General features: G+C 67.6%; 20 protein-coding genes. 5 read left to right on the forward strand and 15 right to left on the reverse strand.

Annotation, left to right across the window (positions count from 1 at the left end; all coding sequences use genetic code 11):
• Positions 1-95: 95 nt before the first annotated feature.
• Positions 96-1,154: a LacI family DNA-binding transcriptional regulator gene (locus ABT313_RS02360; protein ID WP_350847789.1), complete on the reverse strand. Its 1,059-nt coding sequence runs from the start codon at positions 1,152-1,154 to the stop codon at positions 96-98.
• A 105-nt stretch (positions 1,155-1,259) separates the two neighbouring features.
• Here ABT313_RS02360 and ABT313_RS02365 point away from each other — a divergent pair, with 105 nt between their 5' ends.
• Positions 1,260-2,777 (forward strand): alpha-N-arabinofuranosidase, encoded by a 1,518-nt coding sequence (locus ABT313_RS02365; RefSeq protein WP_350847791.1) that lies wholly within the window; start codon positions 1,260-1,262, stop codon positions 2,775-2,777.
• Here the strand turns inward: ABT313_RS02365 and ABT313_RS02370 are convergent.
• Both ABT313_RS02370 and ABT313_RS02375 read right to left on the reverse strand, forming a co-directional pair.
• Entirely contained in the window at positions 2,761-3,579 is an 819-nt protein-coding gene (locus ABT313_RS02370; protein ID WP_350847793.1) for a MerR family transcriptional regulator, read from the reverse strand. The genes ABT313_RS02365 and ABT313_RS02370 overlap by 17 nt on opposite strands.
• Before the next feature lie 33 nt (positions 3,580-3,612).
• Positions 3,613-4,503, reverse strand: a complete 891-nt coding sequence (locus ABT313_RS02375; protein ID WP_350847795.1) for an AraC family transcriptional regulator — start codon at positions 4,501-4,503, stop codon at positions 3,613-3,615.
• A gap of 71 nt (positions 4,504-4,574) precedes the next feature.
• Between ABT313_RS02375 and ABT313_RS02380 the strand changes: the two genes are divergently transcribed.
• Positions 4,575-5,933 carry an FAD-dependent oxidoreductase gene (locus ABT313_RS02380; protein ID WP_350847797.1) on the forward strand — a complete coding sequence of 453 codons (1,359 nt, stop codon included), beginning with the start codon at positions 4,575-4,577 and terminating at the stop codon, positions 5,931-5,933.
• A 16-nt stretch (positions 5,934-5,949) separates the two neighbouring features.
• Here ABT313_RS02380 and ABT313_RS02385 read toward each other — a convergent pair whose 3' ends face one another.
• The 4 genes from ABT313_RS02385 to ABT313_RS02400 form a co-directional block, all read right to left on the reverse strand.
• Complete coding sequence (locus ABT313_RS02385; RefSeq protein WP_350847799.1) at positions 5,950-6,216, reverse strand: hypothetical protein; 267 nt, start codon at positions 6,214-6,216, stop codon at positions 5,950-5,952.
• A gap of 217 nt (positions 6,217-6,433) precedes the next feature.
• On the reverse strand, positions 6,434-7,483 hold the full coding sequence (locus ABT313_RS02390; RefSeq protein ID WP_350847800.1) for a zinc-dependent alcohol dehydrogenase family protein: 1,050 nt from the start codon (positions 7,481-7,483) through the stop codon (positions 6,434-6,436).
• Between the two features lie 22 nt (positions 7,484-7,505).
• Positions 7,506-8,336 (reverse strand): ABC transporter permease, encoded by an 831-nt coding sequence (locus ABT313_RS02395; protein WP_350847802.1) that lies wholly within the window; start codon positions 8,334-8,336, stop codon positions 7,506-7,508.
• Positions 8,333-9,058, reverse strand: a complete 726-nt coding sequence (locus tag ABT313_RS02400) for an ABC transporter ATP-binding protein (RefSeq protein ID WP_350847804.1) — start codon at positions 9,056-9,058, stop codon at positions 8,333-8,335. The genes ABT313_RS02395 and ABT313_RS02400 overlap by 4 nt, the downstream gene beginning before the upstream one ends.
• Before the next feature lie 154 nt (positions 9,059-9,212).
• On the opposite strand from ABT313_RS02400, the gene ABT313_RS02405 reads away from it, so the two are divergent.
• Positions 9,213-10,037 carry a GbsR/MarR family transcriptional regulator gene (locus ABT313_RS02405; protein ID WP_350847806.1) on the forward strand — a complete coding sequence of 275 codons (825 nt, stop codon included), beginning with the start codon at positions 9,213-9,215 and terminating at the stop codon, positions 10,035-10,037.
• Here ABT313_RS02405 and ABT313_RS02410 read toward each other — a convergent pair.
• The 3 genes from ABT313_RS02410 to ABT313_RS02420 all read right to left on the reverse strand — a co-directional run bounded on the left by ABT313_RS02410 (position 10,003) and on the right by ABT313_RS02420 (position 12,886).
• Positions 10,003-11,109, reverse strand: a complete 1,107-nt coding sequence (locus ABT313_RS02410; RefSeq protein ID WP_350847808.1) for an NAD(P)/FAD-dependent oxidoreductase — start codon at positions 11,107-11,109, stop codon at positions 10,003-10,005. The genes ABT313_RS02405 and ABT313_RS02410 overlap by 35 nt on opposite strands.
• 31 nt (positions 11,110-11,140) lie before the next feature.
• Entirely contained in the window at positions 11,141-11,875 is a 735-nt protein-coding gene (locus ABT313_RS02415; RefSeq protein ID WP_350847810.1) for a hypothetical protein, read from the reverse strand.
• A 189-nt stretch (positions 11,876-12,064) separates the two neighbouring features.
• Positions 12,065-12,886: a SigB/SigF/SigG family RNA polymerase sigma factor gene (locus tag ABT313_RS02420; RefSeq protein WP_350847812.1), complete on the reverse strand. Its 822-nt coding sequence runs from the start codon at positions 12,884-12,886 to the stop codon at positions 12,065-12,067.
• 270 nt (positions 12,887-13,156) lie between these two features.
• Here ABT313_RS02420 and ABT313_RS02425 point away from each other — a divergent pair, with 270 nt between their 5' ends.
• On the forward strand, positions 13,157-13,390 hold the full coding sequence (locus ABT313_RS02425; RefSeq protein ID WP_350847814.1) for a DUF397 domain-containing protein: 234 nt from the start codon (positions 13,157-13,159) through the stop codon (positions 13,388-13,390).
• Between the two features lie 239 nt (positions 13,391-13,629).
• Here ABT313_RS02425 and ABT313_RS02430 read toward each other — a convergent pair whose 3' ends face one another.
• On the reverse strand, positions 13,630-13,848 hold the full coding sequence (locus ABT313_RS02430; protein WP_233714578.1) for a hypothetical protein: 219 nt from the start codon (positions 13,846-13,848) through the stop codon (positions 13,630-13,632).
• On the reverse strand, positions 13,845-14,039 hold the full coding sequence (locus ABT313_RS02435) for a hypothetical protein (RefSeq protein WP_130445044.1): 195 nt from the start codon (positions 14,037-14,039) through the stop codon (positions 13,845-13,847). The genes ABT313_RS02430 and ABT313_RS02435 overlap by 4 nt, the downstream gene beginning before the upstream one ends.
• A 462-nt stretch (positions 14,040-14,501) precedes the next feature.
• Between ABT313_RS02435 and ABT313_RS02440 the strand changes: the two genes are divergently transcribed.
• Positions 14,502-15,374 carry a Sco1979 family transcriptional regulator gene (locus tag ABT313_RS02440; protein WP_350847817.1) on the forward strand — a complete coding sequence of 291 codons (873 nt, stop codon included), beginning with the start codon at positions 14,502-14,504 and terminating at the stop codon, positions 15,372-15,374.
• Positions 15,375-15,405: 31 nt separating this feature from the next.
• Here the strand turns inward: ABT313_RS02440 and ABT313_RS02445 are convergent, their stop codons facing one another.
• Genes ABT313_RS02445 through tgmA form a run of 3 tightly spaced genes read right to left on the reverse strand, consistent with a single transcriptional unit; the run spans position 15,406 to position 17,790 of the window.
• Positions 15,406-16,560: a methyltransferase domain-containing protein gene (locus ABT313_RS02445; RefSeq protein ID WP_350847819.1), complete on the reverse strand. Its 1,155-nt coding sequence runs from the start codon at positions 16,558-16,560 to the stop codon at positions 15,406-15,408.
• Positions 16,553-17,503, reverse strand: coding sequence for an ATP-grasp ribosomal peptide maturase (gene tgmB / locus ABT313_RS02450; protein ID WP_350847821.1), 951 nt, complete (start codon positions 17,501-17,503; stop codon positions 16,553-16,555). Before tgmB ends, ABT313_RS02445 begins: the two co-directional genes overlap by 8 nt.
• Complete coding sequence (gene tgmA, locus ABT313_RS02455) at positions 17,503-17,790, reverse strand: putative ATP-grasp-modified RiPP (RefSeq protein WP_350847823.1); 288 nt, start codon at positions 17,788-17,790, stop codon at positions 17,503-17,505. Before tgmA ends, tgmB begins: the two co-directional genes overlap by 1 nt.
• Positions 17,791-17,801: the final 11 nt, after the last annotated feature.

Raw genomic sequence — 17,801 nt, forward strand, 5'->3', positions numbered from 1 at the left:
GGGGCGGTTCCGGGCCGAGGTCTTGTCATGAGCGGGGTTTATCGATATACCTCTCCGCAACAGCTTCCCGCTGCGTGACGAGGTGGACCGTGGTGTCAGACGACAGGTTTGGTGGTGCCGCGCAGGATCAGCCGCGCCGGCGCGATCAGTTCCTGCGGTTCGCCGCCCGCGCCGCCGTTGATCTGCGCCATCAGCAGCGCGACGATCGAGTCCGCCATCTGCTCGTGCCCGGGGTTGATGGTGGACAGCGCCGGGACCAGGTACGGCGCTTCGTCGATGTCGTCGAAACCGATCACCTGGACGTCCTCGGGCACCCGCAGCTCCGCATCGGCCAGCGCCCGGAGCGCGCCCACGGCAACCACATCGGTCAGCGCGAACACCGCGTCGAAGGCAATCCCGCGGTCGAGCAGCGACCGGATCCCGTCGTACCCGTCCTGCAGGCTGAAGCTGGAGCGGACCGTCAGCGCGGGATTCATCGGCACGCCGGCGTCGGCATGCGCGAGCGCGTACCCCTCCGCGCGCAGTCCCGGCATGCTCGCGACGATCTCCGGATTGCCGCCGAGCATCGCGATCCGCCGGGCGCCGGTTGCGAGCAGATGGGCCGTCGCCTGCCGGGCGCCGTCGATGTTGTCCATCATCACGTGGTCGTACTTCGACGGCAGCGCCCGCTCGCCGATCATCACCACGGGCTCGTCGTTGCGGAGCTGGGTCAGCTCGGCCGGGTCGCTGTCGACCACGCTCAGGACGAGCCCGTCGTACATCCGCAGCCGGGAGAACGCGACCGCGTCCGCCTCCCCCTCGCGGCTGGCACCGGTGCGCTCCATCACGATGCGCAACCCGTGTGCCTCGAACCGGTCCGCGAGCCGGCCGGCCAGCTGCGCGAAGTACGGACGCTCGAGCTCCGGAACGGCGAGACCGACCACTCCGGTCCGGCCGGCGCGCAGATGCCGGGCGGCCAGATTGACCTGGTACCCGAGGTCGCTGATCGCGCGCAGGACCCGTTCACGCGTCGCGGCACCGACCCGCGGTCGCCCGTTGATCACGTTCGACACGGTCATCGTGGACACCCCCGCGGACCGCGCGACATCGGCCATCGTCACCGCGGTCGTGGCCGGCTTCTGTCCATCCCCACCCCGCCGCCCCGCTCGCTTCATGTCACCCACCTTACGTAGAGGAGTCTCCGACGAGACTGCGCCGTACAGTAGCGGCTTTGGCCGCGGTCGGACCGAACCTGACTATCTAGCTCAAGGAGAAATCCGTTGTCCATCGCATCCACTGCCCGGGTCGTGATCGATCTCGACGTCCCCGGTCCGACCATCAGCCGGCACCTGTACGGGCACTTCGCCGAGCATCTCGGGCGCTGCATCTACGGCGGTTTCTACGTCGGCGAGGACTCCCCGATCCCGAACGAGGGCGGGATCCGGCTCGACGTGGTCGAGGCGTTGCTGGCGCTGGACATCCCGAACCTGCGCTGGCCGGGCGGGTGTTTCGCGGACGAGTACCACTGGCAGGACGGGATCGGGCCGAAGGCGGACCGGCCGTCGATGGTCAACACGCATTGGGGCAACGTCGAGGAGAACAACCACTTCGGCACCCACGAGTTCATGGCGTTGTGCGAGTTGCTCGGCGCGGCGCCGTACGTGAACGGGAACGTCGGCAGCGGGACCGTGCGGGAGATGAGCGAGTGGGTCGAGTACCTGACCCGCAACGGCGACAGCCCGATGGTCCGCGCACGCAGGGCGAACGGCCGGGACGAGCCGTGGCAGGTCCCGTTCTGGGGGATCGGCAACGAGACCTGGGGCTGCGGCGGCAACATGCGGGCCGACGCGTACGCCGATCTGGCCCGGCAGTACGCGACGTTCCTCAAGGACCACGGCGACAACAAGCTGTACCGGATCGCGGCCGGTGCGGCCGACGACGACCTGGCGTGGACCGAAGCACTGCTGAAGGCGGTCAGCTGCCTCGGGTGCGAGCGGGGTCCGAAGAACCTGTTCCAGGCGATCTCGTTCCACTACTACACGGTCGCTGGGACGTGGGAGCACAAGGGCAGCGCGACCGACTTCGGTCTCGACGAGTACTACGCGACGATCCGCAAGGCGCAGGACATCGACCGGGTCATCCGCGGGCACTCCGCGCTGATGGATGCGTACGACCCGGAGCGCAAGCTCGGTCTCGTGCTGGACGAGTGGGGCACGTGGTGGGACGTCGAGCCGGGCACGAACCCGGGCTTCCTGTACCAGCAGAACGCTATGCGGGACGCGCTGGTGGCGAGCCTGCATTTCGATGTGTTCCACAAGCACGCGGAGCGGCTGGTGATGGCGAACATCGCGCAGACCGTGAACGTGCTGCAGGCGATGCTCCTGACCGACGACAGTGACCCAGGGGGCGGGCTGGTGCGGACCCCGACGTACCACGTGTTCGAGATGAACAAGGGACATCACGACGCGACCGCGGTACCGGTGCATGTGGTCGAGCAGCCGACATACGGGTCGATGGAGCTGGTGTCGGCGTCCGCGTCGGTGAAGGACGGCCGGGCACTGGTGTCGGTCAGCAACCTCGATCCGGCGGCGCCGCTGGACGTCGTACTGGATCTGCGCGGTGCCGACGTGCGGGATCCGGCCGGACGGTTGCTGACGGCATCGAAGCCGCAGGCCTTCAACACGCCCGGCGATCCCGACGCGGTGGCTCCGGCTCCGCTCAGTGTCGAGCCGGAGCCCCGCGGTCTACGGGTGACGCTGCCGCCGCATTCGTTCGCGACGATCAGTTCGGCTTTGTGACCGCGATCTGGAACTCGTGCACCCAGTTCGCCGGGTTGTCCGGGTCGAACTGGAGCGTGACCTCGCGCGCGTACCCCTGGCTGCGGTAGCCGTTGTCCTCGATCCACCGCGCGAGTGTCTGCATGCTGCGCTCGGCCTCCATCATGTCGCCCTTGTGCACGATGGTGGCCGCCTGCGCGATCTCGGGCAGCTCGAGGACGTCGACGTCGGCCGTCTTGGCGGCGTCGACGGGTACGGCGGCGTGGACGCGGACCGTCTCGCCGTCGGCCTGCTCGTAGTACGCGACCGGCGAGCCGCACGGGTTGATACCGGCCGTCCCGAGTCGTTCGAAGAGCTGACCGAACAGCGGTTGCAGCACGGGACCGATGTCCTCACCGTCGTAGCTCGGCGAGATCGCGGACAGCTCGGCGACCCGGGCCGGGGCGATGCGTTTGAGGACGACGTCGTCGGTAGGCATGTGACCTTCCCTCTCGATGAGTCGGAGCCTCGCCTCGACGCTGGTCAACCGGGCGGTGCTGCGGGCGAGCTCGTCCTCGAGCTGGGCCTGCCGCAACCGCAGCATGCCGCGCAGCTCCTCGGCCGACAGCTTCGCGTCGACGATCTCGCCGACCTGCTGCAGGGTGAACCCGAGATCCTTCAGCGCGACGATCCGGTTCAGCCGGCTGAACTGGTCGGCCGAGTAGAACCGGTACCCGGTCACCTCGTCGACGACGGCCGGGCGGAGCAGCCCGAGCGCGTCGTAGTGCCGCAGCATCCGCGCCGACACCTGACCGAACGCGGCGAAGTCTCCGATGGTGAACATGCCACGACCTTCCGGCTTGACACAGTGTCAAGGTCAAGCCTTGAGAGTACGGCGATACCTCCCGGGCGTGCTGCCGGTGGCCGACCGGAACGCCTGACTGAACGCCGATTCCGAGCGGTACCCGACCCGGCCGGCGACCGTTGCCACCGTCTGGTCGTCGGTCAGCAGGTCGGCGGCCACCATCATCCGCAGCTGGGTCACGAAAGCGGCGACGCTGGTCGGGGTGAGCCGGGCGAAGTGCCGGACGAAGGTTGCCCTCGACATCGACGCGGTCGCGGCCAGCCGCTCGAGGGTCCAGTCGGCGCCGGGGTCCCGCAGTACGGCCTCCACCGCGGTCGCGATTCGCGGGTCGGCGAGTGCGGTCCAGGGCGCGGCGCCGGGCAGGCCGCCGCGGCGGAGCATCATCGCGAGCAGCGCGGCACACAGCGAGTCCACGATCGCCGCCGTACCCGGACCCTCGTCGCGGGCCTCGGCGCGCAGCAGCTCGGCGAGCGCCCGGACCGATTCGTCGGTGCCGAACGAGACGACCAGCGGATCGGGCAGGCTGCGCAGGAGCAGTACGCCGGAGCCGGATCCGACCGTGTAGTGGCCGCAGAAGATGTCGGTGGTCACCTCGCCGGACGGGCTGTTCACGGTGTCGAACGCCGTACCCGGTGTCTCGACGGACGCCCGCAGCCGGCCCGCGCCCGGCGTACGGATGATGTGCGCGGGGCTCTCGGCGAGCAGGACCGCGTCGCCCGCGCTCAGCTGGATCTCGCGGTCGGGAAGCTCGAGTGTGCATTCGCCCTCGAGGACGAAGTGGAACGCGGCCTCGTCGTCGGCGTACGCCGGCACCTTCATCTCGGTGTCGGCCGCGAACAGGCAGCGCTTGTCGACCCTGGCCCCGATGCGGGCCAGGCCGACGAGGTGACTGATCAGATCCATGAGACGCCTCAGCATGAAATTGAGCACTTATCGACTGTTCTGACTCAAGACTACGTCGCAGACTCAAGAGCATGACTTCCAACCTGACGGCAGATGTCGTCGTGATCGGTTTCGGCAAGGGCGGGAAGGTGACGGCCGCCGCGCTCGGCCGGGCCGGTCGTCGGGTGATCCTGATCGAACGCTCCGACCAGATGTACGGCGGGACCTGCCCGAACGTCGGCTGTGTGCCGACCAAGCAGCTCGTCCACCACTCCAGCAAGCGTCGGCCGGACGACTCGCCCGAGGAGTGGTTCGAGCGGTCGATCGCCGAGGTGAAGGCCCTGACCTCGACGTTCCGGGCCGGGAACTACAGCGCGCTGAACGACGCGGAGAACATCACCGTCATCACCGGTACGGCGTCGTTCGTCGACGAGCACACCGTCGCGGTCGGCGACGTACGGATCGCCGCGGAGACCATCCTGATCAACACCGGGTCGGAGTCGGTGATCCCGGACATCCCCGGACTGCGCGAGAGCCCGCGGACCGTGACCAACGTCGACCTGATCCACACCGCGCACCTGCCCGGCCGGCTGGCCGTGATCGGCGGCGGGTACCAGGGCATCGAGTTCGCCTCGATCTACCGCCGGTTCGGCACCCAGGTGACCGTACTCGAGTCGTCGGACCGGATCCTCGGCCGCGAGGACGACGATGTCGCGGCAGTGGCGGCGGACATCCTGGCCGGCGAGGGCGTGGAGATCGTCGCCGGCGCCGAAGTACTGGAGATCCGCGACGAGGACACCGTCGTCTACCGCAAGGGCGGTCGCGAGCACACGCTCACGGTCGACGCGGTCCTGGCCGCGACCGGACGTGCGCCGGCCACTGCCGAGCTCAAGCTCGAGAACGCGGGCGTCCGTACGACGTCGTCCGGGGCGATCGAGGTCGACGCGCAGTTGCGGACCAGCCGGCCGCACATCTTCGCGCTCGGCGATGTGAACGGCGGGCCGCAGTTCACCTACATCTCGCTGGACGACAGCCGGATCGTGCTGGACCAGCTGCTCGGTAGCGGGAAGCGGTCGACGGCCGACCGGGTCGCCGTACCGCAGACCCTGTTCATGTCGCCGCCGCTGGCGACGGTCGGGTTGACCGAGAAGGCGGCACGCGAAGCGGGGTACCAGGTCCGGATCGGGATGGAGAACGTGGCGGACATCATCGCGATGCCGCGCGCGTACATCGTCGAGGAGACCCGCGGCGTGATGAAGTTCGTGATCGACGCCGAGACCGACGAGATCCTCGGGGCGGCGCTGCTGAGCATCGACGCGCAGGAGCTGATCAACGTGGTCACGCTCGCGATGCGGCACCGGATCACCGCCACCGAACTACGCGACTCGATCTACACGCACCCGTCCTCCACCGAGGCCTTCAACGAGGTGCTCGCGACGATCGTTCGCTGATCCCCGATGGCAGTCGTCAGGAGGAGGTGACGCGGGTACGGCGGTCGCGGACGGCGGCGACCGCCACGGCCGTGACGATGAGCGCGGCGCCGCCCGCGCCGAAGCCGGTGACCAGGTCGCCGCGGCTGCTCAGCCGGGCGTCGCACTGCATCGGCGTGATGCCCTTGTCTGGCTGGAAGACCGAGCCACAGCCGTCACCGCCGGCGTGCACCGGCCGGACAGCGAACACCGCCCCGACGACCAGCAGGAGAAGACCCACCGCGCCGAGGACCTTGCTCAGCACCGGCCGTCCTTCCGGGCCGCGGCAGCAAGGATCGACCACTGTTGCCTGGCCGGATCCTGTCTACGCATGCTCACGCTCCCTGGCAGCTCGGTTAGATTTGATCAAATCTAACGCAGCTAGCAGTCAGCTCTGAAGTTCGGCCCGCCCACCCGGTCGAATCTTCACCCAGTTCTAACGCTCCCCTGTCTAGTGGAAACGCGCGGCGGGGCGGAGCGGTTCAACTGTCGAGGACCGCAACCAGAGAGCCGCTCGCACGCCCGTGGGCGACGTCTGCGAGCGCCTGATCGACCTTGTCGAACGGGACGACCGTCGTATGCGGCCGGACCGGCAGACGGGCCACCAGGCGGAACAGTTCCTCCCCGTCGCGACGCGTGTTGGACGTGACGCTGCGGAGGTCGCGCTCGTGGAAGAGATGTCGCTCGTAGTTCAGCACCGGTACGTCAGACAGGTAGATGCCGGCAACCGCGACCGTGCCACCGGGCTTCAGCGCCTCGAGCGCATGCGGGACCACGTCGCCGGCCGGGGCGAACACGATCGCCGAATCCAGCGGCACCGGTGGGCGGTCGCCGACGTACGCCGCACCCAGCTCGCGCGCAAGCGCGCGGTTCTTCTCGCCACGGGTCACCACAAACAGCTCGGCCCCCTGGGCGCTCGCAAGCTGCGCGGTCAGGTGCGCACTGGACCCGAACCCGTAGATCCCAAGCCGGCCACCGGGCGGCAGGTTCGCCCGCAGCAGGGAGCGGTAGCCGATAATCCCAGCACACAGAAACGGCGCCAGCTCCTCCGCAGGCCGGTCATCCGGCAGGGCGTAGGCATAGTCCTCAGGCACCACGGCGTACTCCGCAAACCCGCCGTCGGCATCCCAGCCCGTATACGTCGACCACGGGCAGAGGTTCTCCCTACCCCCACGACAGAACTCACACCTCCCACAAGTCCCCCGCAACCAAGCAATCCCCACCCGCTCCCCCACCCCAAACCGCCCACGACCCGCCAAGCTGTCGCCGGTCGCGGCGCGGGCGGTCGTGGTCTGGCTGTCTGCTGGCCCTCGGGCGATCACGGTGCCTACGGCCTGGTGGCCCGGGATGACGCCGGGGTGTTTCGGTTGGAGGTCGCCTTCGGTGAGGTGCAGGTCGGTCCGGCAGATCCCGCAGGCCTCGACCTTCACCAGAACCTCACCAGGCCCCGGCTCCGGCAGCGCCCGCCGCACCCTGCGAAGCGAACCACCGTCAACCGGCCCAGGCCGCTCGACCACCCACGCCTGCATCATCTCTCAATCATCCGACTCACGATCACGCGACGCGGCGGAGGGCTTGGTCGCGGCGTTCGGTGAGCTTCGAGCCGGACTCACGGCGAGCCATTCGGCGGAGGACGACGGGAGCGAGCAACAAACCAGCGACAGCCCAGAGACCGAGGGCTGTGGCGGTTTCCAGGGGGCGCCAGGAGTTGGTTAGTTCGACGGTGGCGGCTTCGGGTGGGAGGAGGGCGGAGCGCATGCCTAGGCCCATCCAGTAGATGGGGGTGAGCTGGCCGATGGACTGCAGCCAGCTGGGGAGTGCGGTGATGGGATAGAAGATGCCGGAGATTGCGATCAGCGCAAGCATCGGCAACTGGATCAGTCCTTGGGACCGCGCGGTCGTGAGCAATGAACCGAGAACGGCGCCGATCGGCAACGTCGCCACCAGGCCCAGCAACAGGACCCAGACCAACGTGAACCAGTGCGCCGAGCCGAGTGCAATCCCGTCCACGATGATCAAGCCGGGGATCAAGAGGATCGCCAGATCGACCAACAGCCCGCCCGCGACCGAAACGACCTTGCCGATGAGGTAGCAGACCATACCGTTTGGTATGGCCTTTGCGCGGAGCAGCGTGCCGTCGGCTCGATCGGCCGTGAGGAGCTGGCTCATGCTGACCATGCCCATCGCGGCGTTCATGCCGAGGATGCTCGGCAGCGCAAGCGCGCCGAGCAACAGACCGGTCGAGCCGAAGTCGCGATGACGGAGGAAGAACAGTGCAATCAGCATCAGCACCGGCCAAAGGAAGTGGCTGGTCAGCTCGGCCGGGTTCGTGAACGACTGACGCAGTTCGATCAGCCCGCGCTGCAGGCCGGGTCGGAATCTCATGGGTGCTCCTGTCGAACCAAGGCCAGATAGGCATCTTCAAGCGAGCCCGCATCGACCGCCGCGATCAGCTGCGCGGCTGTGCCGGACGCGATGATGCGGCCCCCGGCGAGGACGAGGATGCGGGACGCGAGCTTGCTCGCCTCGTCGAGATCGTGAGTGGTGAGCAGGATCGTCGTACCCTGATCGACCGCCAACCGCCGAACCAGTTCATGGAACTCGTACCGCGCCTCCGGATCGAACCCGGCTGTCGGCTCGTCGAGGAACAGTACGTCGGGCCGACCAACGATCCCGATCGCGACATCGAGCCGCCGGCGCTGGCCTCCCGACAGCGTCCGGATCTTCTGCTGCGCCTGCGCGGCGAGCCCGACCGCGTCGAGCAGTTCGTCTGCCGGCCAAGGAGCCGCGTACGGCGCGTAGTACGAGCCCAGGTGATGCAGGAGCTCGCGGACCCGCCAGTTGCCGTGGTCGCGCCAGGACTGCAACACGATGCCGATTCGCGACCGCCACCGTTCGTCACCCGCGGCCGGGTCGACGCCGAGCACCTCGACCCGGCCCGCCGAACGAAGCCGGAAGCCTTCGAGGATCTCGATCGTCGTGCTCTTGCCGGCGCCGTTCGGGCCGAGCAACGCGATCACCTCGCCGGCGCTCGCGTCGAACGACACCTCATGCAGGACCTCGCGGTCGCCGTACCGCATCCGCAGACCGTCCACTGTCAGCACCATGGCAGCGAAGCTACGTTGCGTTCACTCAACCGGCAATCGTGATAGAAGGATCGCTGCTCGCAAAACCCTGTAATACCTGGCATTCTGTGCAATGAGATTGTGAGAGAACGCAATGCGTTGCAATGACCTGACGGTAAACGCGCGGAGGAACCGGATGCCCGGAGGCAGGCTGAGTCACCAGGACCGGCTCGACATCGCGGCCGGCCTGGCCGACGGATTCGGGTACGCCGAGATCGCGCGTCAACTGCAGCGGCCGACGTCCACGATCAGCCGCGAGGTCAACCGCAACGGCGGCGCGGGCGGATACCGGGCGGATCACGCGCACTACGCGACCGCCTCCCGGGCCCGGCGACGGCAGCCGGATGCGAGTCGTACGGCGAGCACGAGTCGGCCCAGCGATCCGCGCGCGGCGTACGTCGAACGGTTCGCAGAGATGATGGTGGACGGCGGGTTGCCGCGGATGGCATCCCGGGTCCTCGCACTGCTCTATACGTCGGACTCGCGCACGCTCACCGCGGCTGATCTCGTGCGGGAGTTGCGGGTCAGCCCGGCATCGATCTCGAAGGCGATCGGATACCTGGAGCGGGTTGGAATGGTTCATCGCGAGCCCGACCCGGAGCGCCGGCTCCAGCACTACGTGATCGCCGAGGATGTCTGGCTGAAGGCGTGGGAGATCAGTGCGCGGACCAACTTCAACTGGGCCGAGACCGCGGCCGAGGGCGTCGACCTGGTCGGGCGCGACACCCCGGCCGGCGAGCGGCTGACGCAGATGGCCGAGTTCTTCCAGCGACTCAGCGAGGACATGTCCGGCGGCGCGGGCTTCCATGACTGCCTCTCTGTTCTCGCCGTCCTCTGGAAGGCCGAGCGCCACCTCAGCCCTGACGAGCTGGCGACCGCGTTGGGCTGGCCTGTCGAGCGTGTGACCGATGCAGTCGACTACGCCGTCAAGGCAGCAGCTTCCGGAGCAGCCGGCGAGTGAGGTAGCCGTCGGCGAGGCCCAGTTCGACGAGGTCGTCGAAGATGCCCTGCTCGGCGTTGGCCGCGCGGATGCCAGCGTCGAGGATCCGGTCGGAGCGGCTGAGCTGCGCGACGAGTGCGGTATGCCGCAGGTGCCTCGACAACAGGCGGGACGTCCGGCGTCGGTACGGCGTACCTGCGTCCGAGTCGCCCGACCGTAGTGCATCCGCGATCGACCGGCCGGCGATGAGCCCCGTCGCGACTGCGTAATAGATGCCTTCACCGGTCATCGGATTGATGAGACCGGCCGCATCGCCGGCGAGGAGCACCGGCCCGCTCTGCGGTCGCCATGACCAGCCGGCGAGAGGCAAGTGATGGCCCCACCACGACTTGCCGCCATCGGTCGCTCCCGGCAGGAGCGTCTCGAGGTTCTTGAGCAGGTCGGCCCGCGTGGGGCGCGTGCCGGCGAGGAGTTCGCCGTACCCGACGTTCGACCAGCCGTCGCCGCGATCGAAGGACCATGCGTACGACGGTTGCCGGCCGGGACCATACGCGATCACCTGGCTCGCCGCCCGCGCGGAGGGTGTCGGCGCGTAGCCGCGGATCGCGAGCGCGACCGGACCGGGCCTCGTTCCGAGCTCCTGCCGTACGACGGAATGGGCGCCGTCCGCGCCAACGACGAACCGACCGTGCAGGTCGCCGTCGACCGTGACGGACTGCCGCTGGACTGCCAGGCTGCGGACCCGCCGCCGGATCAGCTGCGCGCCGGCCTCTTGTGCGGCCTTGACGAGCCGCTCGTCGAACACCATCCGCGGCACGACCCAGGTCGGCCGGGCCATCTCTCGGTCGACGCCGGCGCTCCCGCGGTTCAGGACGAACCGCCGTACCGGGGTCCAGTCGTCGAGGATCCCCTTGACGCCGACGCCGGCGAGCAGATCGAGTACGTGCGGAGCGATGCCGTCGCCACAGGCCTTGTCCCGCGGAAAGTCGTGCCGGTCGACCAGCAGCACCGACAGACTCGGATCCGCCCCCAACGCACCGAGCGCGGCCGCGGCACCCGCCGGGCCGGCCCCCACAATCACCAGATCCCACACGGGGTCAGTCTCGCAGTACCCCGGAGTCTTGCTAGGTGCCGGGGCGGCGGCCGGGCTTGTTGCCGCGGCGGGTCGTACGGCGCATGCGCGGGGCGTGGGGGGTGAGCTGGCCGGACGCGGTCACCGGGCGGGCCTCGTCCGGATCGACCACCTTGAGGGGTGGCGGGACGAAGACCGGGATCGTCTCTTCCTCATCCTCGACGACGACCGGCGGAGGTGACGGTGGGGCAGGCTGGGCGCGCGCGGCCGACTCCTTGCTCACCCGCGGACGCGGTGCCACGAGTGAGACGGTCGCCGCCGGGACCGGACGACGGCGGTGCGGGAGGCGGGTGCTCATTTCGATGCCGAGCGCATCGATCAGTTTGCTGCAGGCAACGATCGAGACCGCGACGGCGAGCACCGTGCAGCCGGCGAACAGGACGGACTGGCCGCCGGACGACCAGTTCGACGGATCGGTGCGGGACATCGCGGCGATCATCGCCACCACGATCGAGTTGGTGATGCCGAGGGCAATCGCCAGACCGACAGTACAAAGAAGTACCCGCCGCTCGAGCCCGACGTCGTCGGCCGCGGCCACGAGGCCCGCGATCAGGCCGGCGAGCACCGGGACTGTATAAACAAGCGCTAGCGTCAGGCCGGGGCTGGCGACGAGATAGAAGACGTCGAACACAACGGCAGTGCCGGTCAGCGCAGCGGCGAAGCACACCACCATCGGCGGGTACGCGCGCAGCACCGAGACCGCGTCCGCGGGCACGGTCTTGAACATGCGCAAGGCCAACAGCAACTACGTATCCCCTCGTCCTCCCCCCATTGTGCCGCTCCCCCGCATCCGCGGTGAGCACCACCGAACCGACTCGCCGCACTTTGTGCACCTACCAACCAACTGGCGGCCGCTCAGCTGGTTGGTAGGTGCTCAAAGTCCCGCGGAAGGGTCGAGGGTCGGGACGCGCGACGCTTAGGCCGCGGCTTGGACCGGGGCCAGTTTGTCGCGGAGGTCGTCGAGGATCCGGCGCAGCACCCGCGACACCTGCATCTGGCTGACGCCGATGTCGTTGCCGATCTCCGACTGCGTCCAGCCTTCGATGAAGCGCAGTTGCAGGATCCGGCGGTCGCGCTCGCCCAGATCGGCGAGTACGGGTTCGAGCATCTCGACTGTTTCCAGCTGGTCGATGCTCGCGTCATCGTCGTCGGCGACCACGTCGGCCAGCGTCAGTTCGGCGTCGGCCTCGGCGGGACGGTCCAGCGACAACACGTTGAAACAGCCCTTCGCGGCGAGCGCCTGCTCGACCTCGACCACCTCGACCTCGAGGTGCTCGGCGATCTCGCTCGGCGTCGGCTCGCGATTCAGCTGCTGCTCGAGCTCCGGCAGCTTGGTGGCGATCGTGCCTTGCATCTCCTGCAGCCGGCGCGGGATCCGGACCGTCCAGGCGCAGTCGCGGAAGTACCGCTTGACCTCGCCGCGGATGGTCGGGATGGCGAACCCGATGAACGGGGTCTCCGCCTCGAGCCGGTAGTGATGGGCTGCCTTCACCAGCCCGAGGTAGGCGACCTGCTCCAGGTCGTCCGCCTCGGCGCCGCGCCCGCGGAAACGGCGCGCGATGCCCTGTGCCATTTCCAGGTTGAGCTCGACGACCTGTTCGAGAAGTTCCTGCCGCTCGCTTTCGGCGGTGCTGGCAGCCCGGCGTTCCATCAGCTCCCGGGTGGCTGCTTCACGTGCGGCCCGATCGGCCGGAGTGGCGCAGCGGGTGGAAACCCGCTCCATGATGCTCGTAACCATTGGTATGACCTCGCGACTGTCTCGTCACGGCGTGGCACTTCGCTGAACCACGGTCATGCCTGCAGGAGAAGTCGTACCCAGCTCTCCGGATCTCATGCACATCTGTTGAAACCGTCACTGATCGCGACCGGACACGCCGGAGAACGGGCGTTTGACGCCGACACGATCACTCGAAGTAAGGGAGCGGACACGCGACCCAAAAGTGTGTACGATGCAGATGCAAGGCCAAATGCACGTGCATATGCCAAGGACGTATGGAAGGTGCAGCTGATGACTGCGATCTACAACGGCATGCCCGGCGACTCGAACAGTGAGCTGATCTGGAAGAAGAGCCAGCGCAGCGGGCCGCAAGGCAACTGCGTCGAGGTAGCAAAGTTGCCGGACGGCGGTGTGGCGATGCGCAACTCGCGCTTCACCGAAGGCCCGGCCCTGGTGTTCACGAAGGCCGAGATCGAGGCGTTCCTCGGCGGCGTTCAGGACGGCGAGTTCGACTATCTCGCCTGAACAACACACAGCGGCAACACCGAAGCAAGGGCCCCTTCGCCAGGCGAGTGACGAAGGGGCCCTTTCGTATGTCCGGAGGCCGGCTCAGCGCTGGAACAGGCCCGCCCGGACAACCACATCACGCAGCTGACGGCGGGTCGTCCGGCGCCGGCCCCGACGATCAGGCCGGCACATGGAAACGCCAGGGCCGACTCTCCGGCGAGAGTCAGCCCTGGCGTGTCTGAGGGGCGAGAACGGAACTACTGGACGGTGAGCGGCCAGAGCTGTTCGCTCGGCAGCTCTGATGCCTTCCCGGTGGCCGCATTGTCAACGGTGATTCGCAATCCGGTGAACTTCGGCGTCATCACCCGCTGGTACCGCGACGCGCGGTCCGGCTCGGCGACGTACTCGGCGATCAGGTGGTCGCCCAGCCAGATCCGCACCATCTTCCGTCCTCCTACTGCTCTGTCGGTGGTCATGGAGCCAGGCTCACGATGGGGTCGCCGTCGAGTTGACGAACGCCGCGCAACCAGCCCTCGAAGGCCCAGCGCTGTTGCTCAGGGCAACGCGCAACCAGATCCTGGATCTCCCGCTCCGTCAGCTCCTCGGGCGCGCGGCCGTCGACCATGCCGGCGGTCTGCTCCACAACTTCACTGTCGTTGTCGTTCATCGACTCGGGTTCCCCAACCAGTCAAGCCAACGGGGGGCCATTGGCGCTCTGTAAGGACCGGCCTGCCGGATCACGCGATGTCACTTTTCGCGAGATTCAGCTCACCTTCTGTGCATGAAGCAATCATGGCGTTGGCACGCGACGAATGCAAGCGCCCGATGCACGTGCATCCGCACGTTTTCCAATTCGAGACCACATCGACCCCCATTCGATCCTCCTCCCGCCTGAATCAGGCTGGATCGACGGCCGCCGAACGGTGTTCGCCGGCACGTTGAGCGGATAGTATGTACTGACAAAATCGCCGCCTGCGGCATCGGCTAGGCTTACGCTCCGTGATCGCTGCTGCGGATTCGACGCTCTTTTGTAAGAACTTCGGCAGATCAGAGCGCTGCCGTGCGATGATGTGCACTTGCGGGTGAGGTTGCTGTTGATGGAGACCGCTGGGGCCGCTGGGAGGTTGGGGTGACGGAGTCGGGCGCGCAAAGCGGACCGACCGCGCTGCGCGTCATTCTCGGAGCGCACCTTCGCCGCATGCGGGCGGCCGCCGGTATCAGCCGGTCCGACGCAGGCTGGGAGATCCGCTCGTCGGAGTCCAAGATCAGCCGGATGGAGCTGGGCCGCGTCGGCCTGAAGGAACGCGACGTCGGCGACCTGCTCAGTCTGTACGGGCTCGATGACGACGAAGAGCGCGAGCGCCTCCTTCGCCTCGCGCGCGAGGCGAACAACCCGGGCTGGTGGCACCGGTACGGCGACGTACTGCCGAGCTGGTTCCACTCTTACCTGGACCTCGAGGCCGCGGCGCAGCTGATCCGTGTCTATGAGCTGCAGTTCATTCCCGGCCTGCTGCAGACGCCGGAGTACATCCGTGCGGTGGTCCAGCTGGGCCGCGGCATGATCCCGGCCGACGAGGTCGAGCGTCGCGTGACGCTGCGGACCAACCGCCAGGGCGTCCTGACCCGTCCGGAGCCGGTCCGACTGTGGGCTGTGGTCGACGAGGCAGTGCTTCGGCGGCCGATCGGTGGCGTCAAGAGCATGATCGAGCAGCTCAACTACCTGATCGACGCCTCCCAGCTGCCGAACGTCACGCTCCAGGTGATGCCGTTCAGCGTCGGCGGCCACGCAGCCACCGGCGGTGCGTACAGCATCCTCCGTTTCCCGGAGCAGGACCTGCCGGACATGGTCTACATCGAGCACCTCACCAGCGCCCTCTACCTGGACAAGCTGGAAGACCTCGACCAGTACACAGCGACGATGGAAGCCCTCTGCGTCGCGGCCCCGCCCCCGAACAAAACCCGCGACATCCTCACCGACATCCGCAAAGACTTCGAACGCTGATCCCTGGCCGCAGCCACAGGCTGCGGTGCGGTCACCCGGCGCGGACACTGCCGTCCTCGCCGGGCAGGTGTACGGACGTAGTCCCGCGCGCGCTGACCTTCAGCGTCCAGGTTTCCTTCGGTGGCCGGCGGCACCACTCCCAGACTCTGTAGGCATGCTCGACAACCGCCCAGAGGTCCTCGGCTCCGCCGTAGTACACGGTGCCGTCGGCGACGTAGGCCCAAGACTCGGCCCGAGGCCCGTTGAGCGACGCGTCGCCGTCCGGCGTCATCGCGAAGGCCAGACCAGGCGCAGTCAGCCAGAGGTACAGCGCGAAGTCCGGCAGATCGAGTACGCCGGATCGCAGCGCCGTACGACGCCGCTCGGTCTGCTGCGCACGCTGCCGGTGCTCCTCATCGGTGAACTCCGGCGCGGGCTCACCGGCGTACGCGAACTCCGGCACCTTGCGAGCGTTCATGAAGTAGCCACGCGGATCCATCAGCGTCCCGGTGGCTGTCGCACCGTCCTGATCGACCACCAACTTCAGCCAGGCCCCGATGTTGCTGTTCGCGGGCGCCCGGAAGTCCGCCAGAATCACAGCACCGGGCCTGCTCCAGCGGATCCACTCGGGTGGGACCTCGGCGACAGCGTGCGTGGCCAGAATGCGGTCGTGGGAATCGTCAGCAGGCTCGAATGAGGGCCGGTAGCCCAGGGCCGCGAGGCGTTCTCGTGCCCGCTCGGTCAGTTCCGGATCGATGTCGATCGTCGTCACAGCTCGGTCCCCCAGCAGGTGGCAAAGGATGGCCGCGTTGTAGCCGGTGCCGGTACCGACCTCCAACACGTTCATTCCGCGGTCGATCCGGAGTTCGTCGATCATGTCCGCCATCAACGCCGGCGCAGACGATGAGCTGGTGAAGGCGGTGGCACCGGTCTGCCCGGCGATCGGTTTCACCTGAGTGATCAGCGCTTCGTTCGAGTAGACCGTCGCGAGCCAATCAGGATCGTCAGCCCTGACGACCCCGTCGATCGCGCTGAAGCCCTCGGCGTTCGGCTTCAGCCGGAAGAACTCCGGGACGAACAGATGCCGCGGTGTCTCGCGAAAGGCCAGCTCGAGCGGTGCTCTGTGCAGATATCCCGCGCGTTTGATCGCCTCGACCATCGCCTCGGCAAGAGACGTCCAGTCGCCGGCAGCGTTGTCGTCAGTCATCGACGTACTCCAAGAGATCAGCGATCGCCGCGGTCATGGGTAAGCCCGTCTCGAGTTCCAACCAGTGCCACTGGCCCCCGCTGTTGCACTCGTACCAGCTCCATTGCCCATCAGGTCCGAGGCCGAAGTCGAAGGCACCGAACAGCAGGCCGAACCGCTCGAGGTATCTCCGGCAGGCTTTGGCGACGTCATCAGGTGTGTCGATCACGCTGTAGGTGACCGCCTCGTAGTCCCGCCGCCAGTCGAGGTGAGGCGAATCGATGCGAACACTGAACACGTTCGCACCGATGACAGTGGTCCGTACGTCGGCAACCTTGTCGACCCGTTGCTGGAACATGTGCAGCGTGGTCCCGATGCTGTCGTCGAGGTCGTGAAGGCTGACCTCATCAACCCAGATGACCGACAAGGAGCCGTCCTCGCTCTGCAACTGGCTGGCGTGGAGTGGTTTGTACAGCACGTGGTCGTGGGCGTTGGCGAATGCGCGGGCTTCACCGGGAACGTTCGTCACCAGGGTCGGAGGAACGACGAAGCCGAGCTCATGTGCGACGGTGAGCTGCGACGGTTTGAAGTCGGCCTCCAGAGAGCGCCAGATGTGATTGACCCAGCGAGCCCGGATCCCCGCCAAGACGCCGCCCATCCCATGACGGGCCTGGTCTGCCGCGAAGCGTCCGTCATGATCGGCCAGTCCCGTCGGTGGCCGGTACGGCGATGGGCGACGGTGATAGACCGAGCGAACCTTGGCCAGGTCCAGGTCACGGCTCGTCGTACGCAAGCTGCTCGCCCCCGCGCCGTACTGGGCAGCGACGCTGAGCCGGCCGGTCAAGACATCGGCTGGATCACATCTCACGACCGGGACCTCGCGTGAATTCAGCTCCTCGATCACTGCGTCGGAGGTCGGGTCGTCGATACAGGTAAGAACAAGAACGGGATCAGTCACGGTCATCAGTCCGGCACATAGGTGACGACACGCGCGTCGTCCGGCGAGTTCTTGTGTTGACCGTCGCCGCCGCTGGTGGGCTGGCTGGTCACGGTTTGCCGCGATGTGCCGTGTTTCGGCGGACCCGCGTGCAGGATCCGGCCGGCGATGTCGCGGTACGTCGTCAACTGCGTGCTCGGATCGATCGACATCGAGGCGGGCTGCGTCTCGGCTATCTCCTCCTCGAACACGGTTGCCCGGGTCAGACCCCACGGGCGTGCAGTCGGCGTACCAGGCATAGTCGGTCCCTTCATCGCGTGAGTTT

Origin of the sequence: Kribbella sp. NPDC000426, from assembly GCF_040300265.1 — a bacterium.
Lineage (GTDB): Bacteria > Actinomycetota > Actinomycetes > Propionibacteriales > Kribbellaceae > Kribbella.